The sequence below is a fragment of the Candidatus Binataceae bacterium genome (assembly GCA_036495685.1).
Classification (GTDB): domain Bacteria; phylum Desulfobacterota; class Binatia; order Binatales; family Binataceae; genus JAFAHS01.
This window is the reverse complement of record DASXMJ010000074.1, coordinates 13,133-28,476: the sequence shown is the minus strand read 5'-3', so window position 1 is coordinate 28,476 and position 15,344 is coordinate 13,133. Positions and strand designations below refer to the sequence as shown.

Genomic DNA, 15,344 nt, shown 5'->3' with positions numbered 1-15,344 from the left:
GGAGCCCTATGGGTCGCAACATTCTTTTCATCACCACCGACCAGCAACGCTACGACTCGCTGGGCTGCAACGGCGGCAAGATCGCGCGTACCCCGGTTGCGGATCGTCTGGCAGCGGCGGGCATCAACTATCGGCGGGCCCACAACCAGAACACGGTCTGCATGCCAGCGCGATCGACGATGGCTACCGGGCAGTACGTCCGCACCCATGGCGTGTTCGCCAATGGCGTCGCGCTGCCTCCCGACGCACCAAGCATCGCCGGGTGGCTGCACCAGAAGGCCGTCTATCACACCGCGCTCATCGGCAAGGCCCACTTCGAGCCGGCCTTTGACTTCGCGGGGCGCTGGTTCGAAAACCGCATGGCACGCGAAGGGTCGACCGGTCCGTATCGCGGCTTCGAACGGATGGAACTTGCGATGCACGCGCCGCTTGGTGGATGGCACTATTCCCTGTGGCTGCAGCAGAACTATCCAAACGAGCTTGGTGGATTCTCGCGCGTGCTCAGCGCTGCGCCCGGCGGCGACACCGGCGCTCCCGAGGTCGCCTACAATCCGATTCCGCGCGAGCACTACCACACCGATTGGGTCGCTGACCGGACTATCGCTTACCTCGATTCGCTGGAGGCCAGCGACGACTGGTTTGTGTGGATGAGCTTTCCCGACCCGCATCACCCGTGGGACCCGCCCGCCAGTGAAGCGCGCAGAATCAATTGGCGCGACCTCGATCTCCCGCCCGGCTACCCGGGCTCGCGCGAAAAAATCGAAAGTATTCTCGGGCAGAAGCCGCACCACTGGCTCGACTGGTACCAGGGCCGCTTCGGCAACGATGAAGGTGGCCCGGGGGTTTTTGTGCCTTGCAAAATGACCACCGATCAGGTCCGCGAGATCAACGCACTGGTTCACGTCGAAAACCAATTGATCGACGAAGCCATGGGCCGGGTGCTCAGTCGGATCGCGGACCGCGGGTGGCTGGATCGCACCGATGTTCTGTTCACCACTGACCACGGCGAACTCCAAGGCGACTTTGGCCTGCTCTACAAAGGGCCGTACCACGTTGACGCGCTCATGCGAGTCCCATTCATCTGGCGCCCCGCGCCTTCTGCAGGAGTGGCCCCGGCCGAAATCAGCGACCCGGTCGGTCACCTCGACCTCGCACCGACGTTCTGCCAGATAGCCGGCGTCCCGATTCCCGATTGGGCCGAGGGCTCGCCCCTGCCGACCACCACCGCATCGCGCCGCGAGCGCGTGATCACGGAATGGGACAGCCAGTTCAAGCAGATCGGTATGCACCTGCGTTCGATCTATCGCGATGGATGGCTCTGCACCGTCTACGAACGGTCGACCCGCGATATCGGCTTCGATATGGCGCAGATTCCCGCGCTGTTGCGTGGCACCTCGCCCATCCCGAACATCTTTTACGAGGGAACCGAGGGCGAGCTTTACAACCTTGCGGAGGATCCGTTGCAGTGGCGCAACCTCTGGAGCGATGCGGGCTATAAAAAGCTGAGGTCAGACCTAATCGCCGACCTCTACGACAATCTGCCCAAACCGCGCGACCCGCTGCTTTCGGTCGACGCCCCAGCGTAACGACCCTCCCGATTGGTTGTCGGTAGTCGCGGCGATATTTGCGGTTGGGGAGTAGCGCAAGGAATGGACGGCGGCTGCCGTAGCTGCTCTTTCGTTCAAGTAGGGCCCGCACACTTTCCACTGCATTGATCGCGATCACCATTTCATCCCACATAGACTCTTGATGGTCCGAGAAATCTTCCCGCGCACTGACAGTCGCGTCGCGCGCGCCGTGATGTGGTCGATCGTCGCCCTTAATGGTGCACTGCTTCTCTATGCCCTGCCTGATTATCGCGTCGCGATCGACGCCGGGTACCACATTTCCCTCGCGGAGCAGTACGCCGCCCACGGCGCAGTCTGGTGGGATCACATCAATTTCGGCCCGGCTGGCCGTCCCAATCTTCAGGGTCCGGCCTTGCATCTCGCGATTGCGGCGCTCGGTCTGCTATTCGGCGGCAGCCCGCACGCGTTTATCCTCGCCAACGCGCTTCTCGGCCTGATTCAGTGGCTCGCTGCACTTCTAACGGTCATGTATTTCGCTCGGCGCCTGGGTGGCGACTTCGCGGCGTTGTTCGCGGTTGCGATGCTCGCGGGCAGCGCCTATGCCTCCGGGTCATTTGCGATCGGAATACCCTCCGGATGGCTTTTCATCTCGATTCCCTGGGCCATCTATTTCTTTCTGGAGGAGCGACGCATTCTTGCGACACTGATCACCGCGCTGTCCTGCTACATGCACCTCGGCGGATTCGTCACTGCGCCGGTCGGGATTACGATCGCGGCTATCCTTGCCCGTAAATGGCGTCCTTTGGTCATCGTCGGAGTTGCAACCGCGCTGCTCACGGCGCCCTACTCGATTCACTTTCTCTCCAATCTTGCTTGGTATCGGGGCCAGCATGGCCACGAAGCGACGCATTTTGACCTGCTCATCGATCTGCTCGCGATCGCGGGCCTCGTGCTCTATCTGCGCAGGCCGGCCAATAACCCTTTTCTCTTTGCATGGACCTTCGCGCCACTCGCCTGGCTGCTGCAGGATCCCAGTCGCTTCGCTGCGCAGTCCACGATGGCGGGTTCCGTTCTCGGTGGTCTGTTTCTGGCTGACCTCGCCCGCCATCTCCCCGCTCCCCGCCTGCGTGCGACTTTCATCGCTGTTATCGTGACGCTGGCGACGCTATTTCCACTCGGTATTCCGAGCCTCCTCGCGGAGCTCACCTGGGACGTCGGGCTCAAATTTCCGCGCTCGCTTGATTGGGAGCGGGCAAGCGCCGTCGCCCATGTGATCGCACACAACCATCTGAACGATCGGCTGGCCGCCGTCTATCAGAACTCATTCGGCCCGGCCATAGCGGTCTTCACTCCTCTGGTCCTGCAAAGTGGCCACTGGGTGGAGGTTCAGCCCAAGATCGACCCGGCTCTTGAACTATCCGCCGGCGTCAAGCTCTACGTCGTACCTTTGGCTCCTGACGATCCTGTACTGCGCATGATGGAATTCCGCGGCCTGATTCGGGTCTGGGGCGGCACCCCCGACACCGCCGTTGTCACCTTGCTCGAGCGAGGCGACCCCGGCGCGTTGCGCCCGATGGTCTTGCAGCTTCTCGAGGAGAATGCGGACTGGCTAGGCGATCACGCGAGCAACAACCAGATGGCGCCCCCCGCCGTGCTGCTCAAAAATATTGGCGCGGCCGCGTTGCAGGCGCGGCGCAGCAGGATGGACGTGCAGAGATTTCATGCGGGTCGGATGGAAATGGCCTGCCTCGTGTATGGGTACGCGCTGGAACCGACTTCGCCCCGCAGCGCTAGATCCTTTCGCAACCGCGCCTTGGGATTTGCCGAAATGGGCAGTTTTCTAAGCGACGACGATCCTCTCGGCTACATCAGCAGCGATCGTCATCAGCGCTTTCGCGAAAACATGCTCGCGCTGGCCAGCGCTCTCAGGGACTCGACGGCGAACGATCCCTTTTCCACCAAGCAGGTGGTCACTGCAACCGACCGACTGTTTGACGACTATTTCGGGGGGGCAGCCTGACCGGGGAGCTGACCTTTCGCGGAGTGGCGTAAATCCCCGGACCTGGGCGCTCCTGCGCAGAAAATCATGCGCCAATCCGGTTGGTAATTTCGATCCCATCCTAAACGCCACTAAGCAAGGTGCAAACACCCTCCGCCGATCGCCGGCGCCGCTCATCGCGAGAATCTGGAAACCTTTTGGGGTCACGGGAACGCGCTTTCGCGCCGCCGCGCGGGTTACCCGCACTAGCGGCTTTGGGCAGCAAGTTCGAAGTATGAGACGTCGATCAGAGTTTCTCGGCTGATCTGCAACGCCGCCAGAAGTTCATCTACGGCAGCCCGGCTGCACTCTGGATCACTGCCCTCGGGAATCACCGCTTCTATCTCACCGAACTCACCGAGTTCCTCGACGCGATCGAGATGCAGCCGCACATTGGCCCGCATCAGCAACGTGCGTTCCTTGCGGACTTCGGCAATTACTCCCAGCGCAGCGGCCAGCATCGCGCGAGTATTTTCAGGATCGACGATTTCGACGATCTCATAGGTGCTGAGCTGCAGCGCGTCGGCGGTACGGCGGCCATAGTAAATAAGCATTGCGCGACCGTCTTCCTCGCGCAGCTTGAGCTTGCCGCTCGCGCTGCGAAAGAACGTATCACGCTGGCGAAGGACGGACCGTTGCCTGTACCCAATCACAGCCGCACGGTCACGTGCTTTGCGCGAATCATCCAGCGGGAATTTTGCTTCGAGATTCCGCACGTGCCGTCAGCCTGAAGTTTGCTACCTTCCGCAAGAAGAGAACCAGCACGAACTGGTATAGAAGAAGCCCATGGAAATCATGGTCAGCGCAAGCCGGCGCTACCGCGGTTCCGGTGGCGAAGCGCCCCCGGGTAGAGGTGGCGCGGAACGCCAGCCGCCGACCGCTAAAGCAGCGCCGCAAACACCAGCAGCACTGCGATCTCCACCACTTCTCCGCACGCTCCTATCAGGTCACCAGTCACGCCGCCGAGCCACCTCTGATAGAACCATCGCGCCCCCAACACCAGCACAATTGCCACTCCGGCCGCGACCATCGCTTTTAGCGAAAGCGTAATTAACAATAGCGTCGCAGCGACCGTGCTCGCGACGAAGAGGCTGCTCGAATCGCGCTGCAGCAGCGTAGCGCCTGCGCCGCCTTCGGAACGCAAATACTCAAGACCCGCCGCCACCGCCACCATTGACCAGCGCGAAAGACCCGGCGCGACGAACAGGGCCACCAAGCGGTGCGACTCGGGCAACGTTCCCAGCGCGAAAATCTTCAGCGCCAACGAAAGGAAGACCGCCGCCGCGCCGAACGTGCCAATTCGGCTGTCGCGAAGAATTTCGAGCGCGCGTTGGCGATTGCGTCCTGCTCCGAGGGCGTCCGCGGTGTCAGCGAGCGCATCGAGATGCACGGCGCCGGTCAGGATTACCAGCGACAGAATCACCACCGCGGAACGCAGCATCGCCGGGAATAGCATCCGGAGCAGACTGTCTTCCACGGCGAGTGTCGCGCCGATCGCGAACCCGATTAGCGGGAACCATCGAAACGACGCCGCGACGATCGCGTTGTCGGCGAGGCCCGGTCCGAGCGGAAAGATGGTCAGGAAGCTCGCCGCAAGGCGCAGCTGGGACAGGATTCCTTCCCACAAGTTAGGCAGCGTCGCGAGCGGGCCCTTGTCCTGATCGGGCGGGCTCATCGGACCTTGCCCGACACTCCGGCCGATGAAAAGGTGGCCATCGAGTGAAATAAATCCAGCGCGGCCTCCAAAACATTCATCGCGAGCGCGGCGCCGGTTCCCTCGCCGAGACGCATGTCGAGATCGAGGATCGGACGCACTCCCAGCCGCTCGAGCGCCAGAGCGTGACCGCCTTCGGCCGAGCGATGACTGAAAAACAGATATTCGAACAGGCCCGGACGAATTTTCTCGGCCGCGGCTGCTGCCGCGGTCGCGATGAATCCGTCGACGATCACCGGGACGCGCAGTGCCGCACCCGCAAGACACGTCCCCGCCATCGCGGCGATCTCGAAACCGCCGACTGCGCCCAGAATGGACTCTCCGGTCTGGAGCGAGCCGCTATGGAGCTTGAGTGCCTGCTCGATGATTGCGACCTTGCGCCGCACTCCTGCCTCATCCAGGCCGGTCCCCCGCCCCGCCAGCCCGCTCGGTGCGATTTCGGTGATTGCGCTCAATACCGCGGCCGCCGCCGTACTGTTGGCGATTCCCATTTCGCCGATTCCGATCAGCGTCACCCCACCCTGGGCCAGTTCGCGGGCAACCTCAATTCCGACTTGGAGAGCGCGCTTGACTTGCTCCCGACTCATTGCGAGACCGCGTACAAAATTCGCCGTGCCGGCGCCGATTCGCCGGTATGTAACGTCGCCAATCGGTACCGAGCTGGTATCGGTTTTCACTCCTACATCGATAACTCGAAGATCGTAGCCCAGCCGACGCGTGAGCACGCTGATCGCGGCTCCTCCGCTGGCGAGGTTGCGCAGCATCTCGACCGTTACGGCCTGCGGAAATGCGCTGACGCCTTCGTCGGCGACTCCATGATCGGCTACGAACACCGCGATTGCGGCCCGCCCGATGTGCGCACTACCGTCACCGCGAATCGCGGCGTAACGGCGGATCGCCTTCTCCAAGTATCCGAGACTGCCGGGCGGCTTGGTCAGCGAGTCCAGACGAGCAGCAGCTGCGCGCTCGGCGTCGGAGTCGAGCGGCCGAATCGAGCCGAGCGTTTCTTCTAACAACTCCATCGACGGGAAAATTCGGAAGCCCTACGCACTCCAAGGATCTCTCGACGCGACTCCCGACCGGTGCTCTGGTCGGCTAACGCCTATTTCCTCCACTTTCCTGCTTCATTCACCAGTCGTTCATTGTCCTCGCGATTCCGGACTCCAACTCGGTAGAGGCCCACCTTGCATCCTGGCATCGTGCGCAGGTCGCGAACCGCGATGCCGTGGCTCAACATGTGCGCGCCGAACTTCCCCGGCGTAATCTCAGCTTCGACTTCGAGCATCAGAAAGTTTGCCACGGAGGGAAACACACTCACCCCGGCCGCGCCGGCCAAAGCCTCCGCCAAGTAAGCACGCTCTGTCGCGATCAGTGCGCGCGTTCGCGCCAGGTATTCGTCGGAGTGTTCAAGACACGCAAGACCGACGCTCTCGGCGACCACATTCACCGACCAGGGTTCGATCGCGTCGCGGAGTGCGTCGACCACTTCATCCGCCGCAACCACGCAGCCGAGGCGCAGGCCGGGTATCGCAAACGACTTGGTGAGCGACCGCAGTACGATCACACGCGGATTTTGGGTGGCCATCTGCACCGCAGAATCCGGAGGATCCACGAAATCGATGAATGCCTCATCAAGCACGCACCAGCATCCGCGCCTCTCGCATCGCGCGGCGATCTCGCCAATCTCCAGCATCGTCACCATCGTACCGGTCGGACTATTGGGGCGGCCAAGAAAAATCGCACCGGCGTGACCGGCCAGCGCCTCATCGATCTGGCGCAAGTCGAGCTGGTACCGGTGTTCGGGGGCTAGAAAGATCGGCTCCGGCGGCAGTCCCTCGCCCGCCAAGGCATTGGCGATCTCGCTAAAAGTCGGAACCACGACGAACGGTCGCGCCGGTTCCAGCACCCGCGCCAGCAGGTAGATCAATTGGGTCGTTCCATTGGCGGCCAGCACGTTGCGCGGGTCGACGCCGAACCAGGTCGCCAGTCGTTTCTCCAGCGCGGCGCTCTTGGGTGGAGGATATGAGGTGATGCGAGTCAGTGCCGTGGAGTACGCGTGGACCGCGCCGGGGGGTGGGCCAAGCGGGTTGATGCTCACACTACAATCGATGATGCCAGGTGGCTGGTCTCCGCCATGGGTTCGATCTATGGGGACCGGATTCGTCATACGACGGCCGCTCGGATGGTCGCGATGCCCACGAACGCGATGAGCGTCGCGACCTTGAGGATGGTCCGCGCACTCGCGATGGCTTCTACTTTTGCCGGACCCACGGCCTCCCCGAGCAACGCACGCTCTATCTTTTTACCTTCATACACAGCGGCACCGCCGAGTTGAATTCCGAGCGCGCCTGCCATCGCAGCTTCAGGATGACCCGCGTTGGGGCTTTCATGTTTGCCTGCATCGCGCCGCCACACCGAGTAGGCATCGCTACCTCGACGCGACCAGGCCTCCGACGCCCCTATGATGCACAGCGCGGTGACTCGCGCGGGAACCCAGTTCGCGGCGTCGTCGAGGCGCGCGGCAAACCGCCCGAAGTAAGTGTAGCGTTCATCGCGATGGGCAATCATCGAATCCAGCGTATTGATGGCCTTGTAGGCGATCGCTCCCACCGGCCCCCCAAGGAACAGGAATAGCAGCGGGGCAATGACTCCGTCGCTCGCGTTTTCCGCAACCGACTCTACCGTCGCTCTAATCATCGCGTCACGGTCAAGCGATCCGGGATCACGGCCCACCAGCGCGGGCATCGCGCGACGCGCAGCGGGTTCATCGCCGCGCAACAATGCATCTTGAACTTCCCGCGCGGCTGAATCGAGCCCGCGTGCAGCCAGCGTGGTCCACGCAATCGCGAGCGCGGCAAGCGCGCCCAAGGTTGGATCGACGCGATCACATATTTCGATGATTGCCCACGTCACTCCCGCCGAGAGCACTACCACCACGGTGGCCAAGACCGCCCCTCGTCGGAGGTCCTGTTGCCCATCGCCGGTATGGAGAGTGTCCTCGCCCCAGGAGATGGCGGCCCCCATAATCCGCGCTGGATGCGGCAACCAGCGCGGATCACCCAAAGTCACATCGAGCAGCATTGCCAAGGCGATCAACGTCGTGGAGAGATGAAGCGCGTGCGTCATCGCGCTAACCGACGAGCCCGAGTCCAGCGGTCCGGTGACTCGGCAAACCGCCCCATGGCGTCATTGCCGCGGCTGGCTCCACCAGCCCAGAAACGAATCCGGGGCCAGGTCGGGGCCGAGCATCCGGCGGATTCTTCCGCACCATCAGCGATTCCTCGCCTCGCGCACCAAGGCTCTTGCACAGCTCGCCAGTACGGCGCGGCCGATCAATTCGCCGGCCACCGTATGCTTCCCGCAGTAGCGATGAGCATCCTTTCCCACGGGAGTCGCAACCACGAGGCAATCGGTTCCGGTTCCTGTAGCAGGCTTGCCGGATCTTGTGCTGGCGACTTTGGCTCCCTGAACCGCCACAACCCGCGCTTCGGTGGTTATCTGCACTGCCTCTGTCAGAGCGCTGTCATCAAAAGGCTCATTAAGCGCGACGATTAGATTGATCGTACCAGGTGCCGCCGAAGCGAAGGTCGCGCGGTCTCCGACCCGCAGGGCATTCGTGCACCCCGCCGTGCACCACGCACCTGCGACCAGGGATCCGCGACTGGCAAAAGCGTATGCGGCCTGGCCGACGTTCGCACCGGTCATCATCGCAACAACGCCGCGAGGATCGATCGCAAGATGACGAATCGTGCGGCGAAGGTACCGTAGGGGAGCTTCGGTCGCTCCGCTATCGTCAGCCGACACCTGGTGGTTGGCGACGACGCGGGCTCGTGAAAAACCACCTCCCATAGGCGCCCATCCCAGGGTGCGGAACGGAGTGTCGAACCGGACTATCAGGGTGCGGTCACGGACCTCCCACCGCCAGGGGATCGAGCGGTCCAAGACGAGCTTCAGTGCTCTCCAGGATCTTCGTCGGGAAAGATCTCGTGCCAGATGTCCGGATTTTGGATCGCCTTGATCAGGTCGTCGCCGGACGAATGGTCTCCATGCCATGAATCGAAGTGCAGCAGCGTTCGAGGAGGTAGCCGGCGCGCCCAGCCTTTTGTCGCGAGGACGGGTTGGTCGGGAAAGTTGCGAACGTAGCCCACGCAGAGGTATGCGAGAGGAATCGTTCCAGCGGGAATCGAAAAAATCTCCACCAGCGCCTCATTGCGGAGAATGCTCACCCATCCCACGCCCAATCCCTCGGCTCGCGCTGCCAGCCAGAAATTTTCCACCGCCAGGCACGACGAATAAATCTCGACGTCGCGAATGCTGGTCTTGCCGAGTATCCCGGGACCCGAACGGCCCGGAGTACAGGTCACCAGCACGTTGAGGGGCGACTCGAGGATTCCCTCGAGCTTGAGCGACAGAAAATTCGCGCGGCGTTCGTCGACGAACTGATCGGCGTTCTTGATTCGCTCCTCGTCAAAGATTGCATGCACGCGTCGGCGCCGCTCCAGATCACGGATCACGACGAAGTCCCACGGCTGCGTGAATCCAACACTGGCCGCATGGTGCGCCGCGATCAGCACTCGCGCCAGGACCTCGTCAGGAATCGGATCGGGCAAAAACTCGCGCATGTCGCGCCGGCGAAAAATTGCCTCGTAGAGGCCGCGCTTCAGTCCCACCGCGAAAGGAAGCCCATGCGCGAAAGACCGCGGCGAATTTTCATTCTCCTGCAAGATTGTGCTCCGTCTGATGGCGAATAGCTCAGGAGGGTGCGCTATGGACGCGCACCTCCCCGGCCGAGGTTTTCATGCGGCGGCAGCCTTGCGAGCGGCGCTGAGCGCGGCTTCGTAGTTTGGATGCTCCGCGACTTCCTTGACGTATTCGACGTAGGTGACGTTGTCGTTCTTATCGACCACGAACACCGCGCGCGCCAGCAGATGAAGCTCCTTGATCAAGGCCCCATATTTCTGGCCGAATTCCGCACCCCGGTAGTCGCTCAGTGTCGTCACCTTGTCTACCCCGGCCGCTCCGCACCAGCGCGCCTGTGCAAACGGAAGATCCATCGAGATGCTCAAAATCTGCACGTCGCCGGGAAGCTTGGATGCCTCTTCGTTGAAGCGCCGCGTCTCCGCATCGCAGACCGGCGTGTCGAGCGAGGGAACCGTGGTGATGACTTTGACCTTGCCTTTGAACTGGTCGAGCCCCGCCGGTTGCAGTCCCTTACCGACTATGGTGAAGCCCGGAGCCTTCTGGCCGGGCTTGAGTTCAGGACCGACCAGCGTCATGGGGTTACCCCTCATCGTAACGACGCCTTTGCGTTCTTCCGCCATGAGAAAAATCTCCTTATTCCGGATTGATAGTTAGGAGCAGAATTCCGAAGACCCGACTTTAGTAGGTCGCCCCAAATCTGCCAAGTTCCCAGTTCCTCTGCGCCGGAAGTTCTCTTCGCGTTTCGGGGATAATTCCCTAAGGAGGGGCGGATGAGGACGCGCGAAAACCTTCAAGTCGTGGCTGGCCGCCAGTCGACGCGGCCAGAAACCCTAGTGGACCCGGAAGTGATGAACGATCGGTCCAATAATCGCACCGAGCACGAGAACGGCATTCACGCTAAAGGTGATCATCGCCCCGGGGCCGCGCTTCTCGGGCGCAGTGATGTAGCCGGTCCCGTAGATGATCCGACCGACCAGAAAAATTAACCCTACCGCGATCGCCAGCGATACGCTCACATAGTATGCAAACAGCAACAGCGACGGAATGAACACTACCAGTGCTTCCATCGAGTTCTGATGTACCCGAAAGTAGCGCTCGAAGGTTGGGTCTCCGGTCGTTGCCGGTGCCGGTACGTGGTAGGTACCGCGCGCTCTTCCCACCAGGACCCCGAAAATCATGTATTCCAGTACTGCCAGGCCGACAATTGCCGCCACGCCATTCATAGTTCGCTCCTCTTTGCGCCACGCCAGACTGCTGCGCGCAAGGCAACCCTTCAGCTCGAGTAACGCGCGCGCCTTTCCGCTTCCTCTCTGTCTGCAGCTCCCTTCGAAGGCCTCTCCGGCATCCAGCCCTTCGTGTAGTCTCGTTCTTCCCAGCTGCGATCGTTGGCGTCCCAGATGTAGGGTAACTCGACGATTGTTCCCGGCTGTGCAATGGCCTCAAATTCGTGCATCGCATCCACGACGATACGTTTTTGCAACTCGGGCTGATTGGGTTTGCCCGTCTGGTGGCCCAGCGGAAAATTGACAAACACCGCGCGTGGCGGCTTGACGGCCTTGGTTATGTCGATCGCCGAAGTCATACACAAAGTCGGGATTCCGGCCTCCTCGACTGCGCGCGCTATCAGTCCGACGGACTGATGGCACACGGGTCAGGCGGGCACCAGGTAGAAAGCATCAACTTTGGCGCCTTTGAGTTCAGCCGCGATTTTCGGAGCGAGTTCGGTGCGCACTTTGCGCGCGGAGTAGATGCCGCCCATGAAGCTAAAGCATGGATCGTGCAATTCACCGATCACTTTCTCGCGCTCGAGCTGCTTCAGCCGTTCCCACGGAAACACGCAGTTGGGATCGAGTTGCGCATCCTTGGTTGGATATCCGAAGTGCCAGACGTTCAAATCCTCGCGGGTCGCGCTCTTGGGAATGCGTCGGTAGGACGCATCCTCGTGATGGAACCGCGGTTGATCACGGTACATGACGCCGCCGGAGCTCATGAGTGCCACCTTGCACAGCGCGATCGGCTTGGTGAGCGGCGTCCAGGGCACGGACTCATTGGTCACCCAACGATACGGATTGTTGAACTCGGCATACAGCTCCCGAGTCCGCGGAATGTAGGACACTGGCATGCTGGTAACCTCCAGTCGCGAGCCTAGGTGGCCTGGGGCGGGAACATCATCTTGCCCGCGTGAAATTCGCGCGCCACGAAATCGATAAACCCGCGTCGCACCGGCCACTCAAGGCGGCTGTCGCGCCAGTGAATTCGCCCGTCGGGGCCCACCAGCTCGCTGCTGATATCATGAACCTTGGCAAGAGCCCGCACTAGCCGCTGACGATCGCCCTGCACCGCGGGAATCGCCGTCATCCTGGCGATCCAGGCTTTCAGCCGCGGCATCCCGCCAAGGTCAATGCCCATCGCCCGCGCCGCCGGCACGTGGCAGATGGCCGCCAAATCCGCGATGCTGGGTGAGCCGCAGAAGAAGTCGCCCTGGCCAAGTTCGCCTTCAAGCTTTTGCAGCAGCTCGGCGAATTCCGCGCGCGACGCCTGGCTCATCGCTGCCGCTTCCGGTGCGGATTTTCGCGCCTCCGCTATCCAGTAGCCATAGGTGACCGCGTCACACACGCGATCGCACAAATCTTCGACCTGGCGCATCCGCGCCCGTTGATACGGATCGGACGGTCGCAGAGGCGGGCTGGGAAACGCATCTTCCAGGTATTCGCAGATGATCGTGGAGTCCGCGAGGGTGCGGCCGTCGTCGAGAATCAAGGCGGGAACTTCCGCGCGCGGGCTGGCGGCGAACAGGTCCTGTTTGTGGTCCAGGGAATAACAGCGCTCGATAGGCTCGTAGCTGAGGCCCTTGAAGTCCAGTGCCATGCGGACTTTGCGCGCGTACGGACTGGTGGCGAAAGTGAACAGTCGCATCGATCTCCTCCTCGCCGAACCGATGAAAAGATAAACTCCCGGGGCTGCAGAAACATCTGCGTACAACCGGTGACTTCGGCACGTTAATCGAGATCACGGCACTCAGGAACCCGGGAGATCCCGACAGACCTGGCGGCTGTCCTTACGCTCGATGGCTGACTCGGTTTTCTACTTGAATGCGGGCAGCACCTCGCGGCCGAAGCGTTCCAGAGATCGGCGCGCCTTGGCCGGATCCAGACCGGGTAGCTGCGCCACCGTAATCAAGTCGGTAATCGGGCCCGACTCGATCACCGCCGTTATCCGCGCACGGACTTCCTCGGGCGGACCCAGAATGCTGGTGCGCTTCAACCGCTCCGGATCGGGCCGGATCAGCACCTGGCTCATGTCGCTCGTGCCGGCCGCCGCGCTGAGCCACTTGCCATAGTGCTGGGCTTGATACATAAGCGCATCGCCGACCTCCTTCCAGGCCTGTTGCGCCGTGGCAGCGATGTAGACGACCCGGCTGTTAACCAGGCTGAAGTCCGCCGGATTGCGCCCGGCCTCCTTGAGCGCCTCGGTATAGATTCCCATTTCCTTGCGTCCGCCGACACATGCAAACGACAATCCCATCTTCGCCGCACGCCGAATCGCTTTCGGCGCTCCCGCCCCCCACAGCAATTCCGGATAGGGATGGCTTGCCGGGGTGGGCAGCACCCGCACGTCTTTGAAGTGAAAATATTTGCCGTCGAAGCTGAAGCGCTGGCCGGTCCACGCCAGCTTTAGAATTTCGATGGTCTCCAGGGTACGTCCCAGCCGCTCCGCGCGGGGTACACCGAACCCATCGAACTCTTCCTGTCGGTAGCCCTGCCCCAACCCCAGCCGCAAACGGCCGTTCGAAATAACGTCCACCACCGCCGCGTCTTCAGCGAGTTTGAGTGGATGCTGAAATGGCGCAAGCAGCACGAAGGTCCCGATGGTAACGCGCTTGGTGCGCGCCGCGATCGCAGCCGCAGCCGGGAGCATCGCGGGAAGATAACCATCGTCGGTGAAGTGATGCTCGGTTAGCCAAATGGAGTCGAAGCCGAGGGCCTCGGCCAATTCCACCTGCTCCAATGAATCACCATACAGCGTGGCAAAACTGCGCTCGGATCTAGGCGGATTCCGGAAGTCAAGCTGATAACCGAATCTTACTTTGCGCATATTCGCGACCTATGCGTCCTCTCCCGCTCCTGGAAGTCCGTGAACGTTTTCAAGGGTCCGCCGCGTGGACCGACTTGCGGCGTGCGGCCGTTCTCCCGGAACTGAGATCCTCAGGGTCCTCGCTCGCACGTTTTATGGCTGGTCCTGACGCACCGGCCGGCGTTTCCTCGCCCGCGCTCACCCCATCGACAGCCCGCCATCCACGATCAGTTCCGTCCCAGTGATATAGGAAGCGTCGTCGGAGAGCAGAAACACGATCGCTTTGGCGATCTCCCAGGGAGTCCCCTGCCTCCGCAGCGGGATGCGTGGTGCGACCGCCGCTTCGCGATCACCGATTTCGCGCCGCACCATGGTGGAATTGATCAGTCCGGGCAGAATCGTGTTAACACGGATTTTGTCTCGCGCGTGGGACGCCGCAGCGGAGCGTGACAATCCCAGCAGCGCAGCCTTGGTGGCCTCGTATGGAATCAGCCGATTGCTCCTTAGTGCTGCCATCGACGAGACGTTTACAATCGCTCCGCCGCCTGCTTTCGCGATTTCCGGTACCGCGTATCGCATCGTAAGGAAATGGCTCCTCAGATTCACCGCAACCATCCGGTCAAATTGCTCGGTCGTGGTTTTGAGCAAATTGCCACCGATTCCGATTCCGACGTTGTTCACCAGCAGCTGCAGACCGCCGAATTCGCGCACCGTCGCTTCGACCGCCCCGCGACAGTCCTCCTCCTTGCTCGCATCGCACGTCACTGCTTTGGCGCGGCCGCCTTCGGACCGGATGGCGGCGGCGGTTTCCTCCGCCAGCGCCAGCTTAAGATCGGACACCATCACTGCTGCGCCTTCGCGTGCGCACATAATTGCGGTCGCGCGCCCGTTGCCGATGGCGAGTGTCTCACCCGTGTTGGGGGGTCCGTCGGCGCCCCCGCCGACGATCAAGGCAATCTTGCCGTCGAGCCGACCCATCGTCGTCTCCTTTGCTGTGGATGACTTGAGACATAGCGCAGTCGCTGCGGACTTGAATAGGGCAAACGCCGAAGTCGCCTTTCCTTCGACACGCAGAGCTGCCTCATAGGTGAAAGGATCTGCTTGCGCTGCCCTGTTTGCGGCCCAGCTCAGAAATCTCTACAACCTCACGGGCGAGCCGAACCTGGTGAAGCAAACTCTCAAAACACGACGCCCATCGGGCGCGCCGTCAAAATGGCGTACTGAAAGCGCAGTGGGCAAGCTGACCCCG

General features: G+C 61.8%; 16 protein-coding genes. 2 read left to right on the top strand and 14 right to left on the bottom strand.

What is annotated here, in order from left to right:
* Positions 1-8: 8 nt before the first annotated feature.
* Both VGI36_08225 and VGI36_08220 read left to right on the top strand, forming a co-directional pair.
* Complete coding sequence (locus tag VGI36_08225; GenBank protein ID HEY2485121.1) at positions 9-1,586, top strand: sulfatase-like hydrolase/transferase; 1,578 nt, start codon at positions 9-11, stop codon at positions 1,584-1,586.
* Positions 1,587-1,749: 163 nt separating this feature from the next.
* Positions 1,750-3,588 carry a hypothetical protein gene (locus VGI36_08220; GenBank protein ID HEY2485120.1) on the top strand — a complete coding sequence of 613 codons (1,839 nt, stop codon included), beginning with the start codon at positions 1,750-1,752 and terminating at the stop codon, positions 3,586-3,588.
* Between the two features lie 224 nt (positions 3,589-3,812).
* On the opposite strand, the gene VGI36_08215 is transcribed toward VGI36_08220, so the two are convergent.
* The 14 genes from VGI36_08215 to VGI36_08150 all read right to left on the bottom strand — a co-directional run bounded on the left by VGI36_08215 (position 3,813) and on the right by VGI36_08150 (position 15,073).
* Positions 3,813-4,322, bottom strand: coding sequence for a class IV adenylate cyclase (locus VGI36_08215; GenBank protein ID HEY2485119.1), 510 nt, complete (start codon positions 4,320-4,322; stop codon positions 3,813-3,815).
* A 164-nt stretch (positions 4,323-4,486) separates the two neighbouring features.
* Positions 4,487-5,281 carry an adenosylcobinamide-GDP ribazoletransferase gene (gene cobS / locus VGI36_08210; protein HEY2485118.1) on the bottom strand — a complete coding sequence of 265 codons (795 nt, stop codon included), beginning with the start codon at positions 5,279-5,281 and terminating at the stop codon, positions 4,487-4,489.
* Positions 5,278-6,342 (bottom strand): nicotinate-nucleotide--dimethylbenzimidazole phosphoribosyltransferase, encoded by a 1,065-nt coding sequence (gene cobT / locus VGI36_08205; protein ID HEY2485117.1) that lies wholly within the window; start codon positions 6,340-6,342, stop codon positions 5,278-5,280. The genes cobS and cobT overlap by 4 nt, the downstream gene beginning before the upstream one ends.
* 80 nt (positions 6,343-6,422) lie before the next feature.
* Positions 6,423-7,487: an aminotransferase class I/II-fold pyridoxal phosphate-dependent enzyme gene (locus VGI36_08200; protein HEY2485116.1), complete on the bottom strand. Its 1,065-nt coding sequence runs from the start codon at positions 7,485-7,487 to the stop codon at positions 6,423-6,425.
* Positions 7,484-8,446 (bottom strand): adenosylcobinamide-phosphate synthase CbiB, encoded by a 963-nt coding sequence (cbiB, locus tag VGI36_08195; protein ID HEY2485115.1) that lies wholly within the window; start codon positions 8,444-8,446, stop codon positions 7,484-7,486. Before cbiB ends, VGI36_08200 begins: the two co-directional genes overlap by 4 nt.
* 144 nt (positions 8,447-8,590) lie before the next feature.
* Positions 8,591-9,262 carry an adenosylcobinamide amidohydrolase gene (locus VGI36_08190; protein ID HEY2485114.1) on the bottom strand — a complete coding sequence of 224 codons (672 nt, stop codon included), beginning with the start codon at positions 9,260-9,262 and terminating at the stop codon, positions 8,591-8,593.
* Between the two features lie 8 nt (positions 9,263-9,270).
* Positions 9,271-10,044 (bottom strand): 5,6-dimethylbenzimidazole synthase, encoded by a 774-nt coding sequence (bluB, locus tag VGI36_08185; GenBank protein ID HEY2485113.1) that lies wholly within the window; start codon positions 10,042-10,044, stop codon positions 9,271-9,273.
* Positions 10,045-10,116: 72 nt separating this feature from the next.
* Positions 10,117-10,641 carry a thiol peroxidase gene (gene tpx, locus VGI36_08180; GenBank protein HEY2485112.1) on the bottom strand — a complete coding sequence of 175 codons (525 nt, stop codon included), beginning with the start codon at positions 10,639-10,641 and terminating at the stop codon, positions 10,117-10,119.
* A gap of 210 nt (positions 10,642-10,851) precedes the next feature.
* Positions 10,852-11,244, bottom strand: coding sequence for an MAPEG family protein (locus tag VGI36_08175; GenBank protein HEY2485111.1), 393 nt, complete (start codon positions 11,242-11,244; stop codon positions 10,852-10,854).
* A 50-nt stretch (positions 11,245-11,294) separates the two neighbouring features.
* On the bottom strand, positions 11,295-11,669 hold the full coding sequence (locus VGI36_08170; GenBank protein HEY2485110.1) for a hypothetical protein: 375 nt from the start codon (positions 11,667-11,669) through the stop codon (positions 11,295-11,297).
* Positions 11,670-11,672: 3 nt separating this feature from the next.
* Entirely contained in the window at positions 11,673-12,143 is a 471-nt protein-coding gene (locus VGI36_08165) for a glycine/sarcosine/betaine reductase selenoprotein B family protein (protein ID HEY2485109.1), read from the bottom strand.
* A 23-nt stretch (positions 12,144-12,166) separates the two neighbouring features.
* Positions 12,167-12,937 (bottom strand): glutathione S-transferase family protein, encoded by a 771-nt coding sequence (locus tag VGI36_08160; protein ID HEY2485108.1) that lies wholly within the window; start codon positions 12,935-12,937, stop codon positions 12,167-12,169.
* Between the two features lie 168 nt (positions 12,938-13,105).
* On the bottom strand, positions 13,106-14,116 hold the full coding sequence (locus tag VGI36_08155) for an LLM class flavin-dependent oxidoreductase (GenBank protein HEY2485107.1): 1,011 nt from the start codon (positions 14,114-14,116) through the stop codon (positions 13,106-13,108).
* A gap of 177 nt (positions 14,117-14,293) precedes the next feature.
* Entirely contained in the window at positions 14,294-15,073 is a 780-nt protein-coding gene (locus tag VGI36_08150; GenBank protein ID HEY2485106.1) for an SDR family NAD(P)-dependent oxidoreductase, read from the bottom strand.
* Between the last annotated feature and the right edge of the window lie 271 nt (positions 15,074-15,344).

Bases quoted from the DNA above. Each gene is read 5' to 3' on its own strand.
- VGI36_08225 (HEY2485121.1), top strand. From the start codon at position 9: ATGGGTCGCAACATTCTTTTCATCACCACCGACCAGCAACGCTACGAC.
- VGI36_08220 (HEY2485120.1), top strand. From the start codon at position 1,750: ATGGTCCGAGAAATCTTCCCGCGCACTGACAGTCGCGTCGCGCGCGCC.
- cobS (HEY2485118.1), bottom strand. From the start codon at position 5,281: ATGAGCCCGCCCGATCAGGACAAGGGCCCGCTCGCGACGCTGCCTAAC.
- cobT (HEY2485117.1), bottom strand. From the start codon at position 6,342: ATGGAGTTGTTAGAAGAAACGCTCGGCTCGATTCGGCCGCTCGACTCC.
- VGI36_08200 (HEY2485116.1), bottom strand. From the start codon at position 7,487: ATGACGAATCCGGTCCCCATAGATCGAACCCATGGCGGAGACCAGCCA.
- cbiB (HEY2485115.1), bottom strand. From the start codon at position 8,446: ATGACGCACGCGCTTCATCTCTCCACGACGTTGATCGCCTTGGCAATG.
- tpx (HEY2485112.1), bottom strand. From the start codon at position 10,641: ATGGCGGAAGAACGCAAAGGCGTCGTTACGATGAGGGGTAACCCCATG.
- VGI36_08175 (HEY2485111.1), bottom strand. From the start codon at position 11,244: ATGAATGGCGTGGCGGCAATTGTCGGCCTGGCAGTACTGGAATACATG.
- VGI36_08165 (HEY2485109.1), bottom strand. From the start codon at position 12,143: ATGCCAGTGTCCTACATTCCGCGGACTCGGGAGCTGTATGCCGAGTTC.
- VGI36_08160 (HEY2485108.1), bottom strand. From the start codon at position 12,937: ATGCGACTGTTCACTTTCGCCACCAGTCCGTACGCGCGCAAAGTCCGC.
- VGI36_08155 (HEY2485107.1), bottom strand. From the start codon at position 14,116: ATGCGCAAAGTAAGATTCGGTTATCAGCTTGACTTCCGGAATCCGCCT.
- VGI36_08150 (HEY2485106.1), bottom strand. From the start codon at position 15,073: ATGGGTCGGCTCGACGGCAAGATTGCCTTGATCGTCGGCGGGGGCGCC.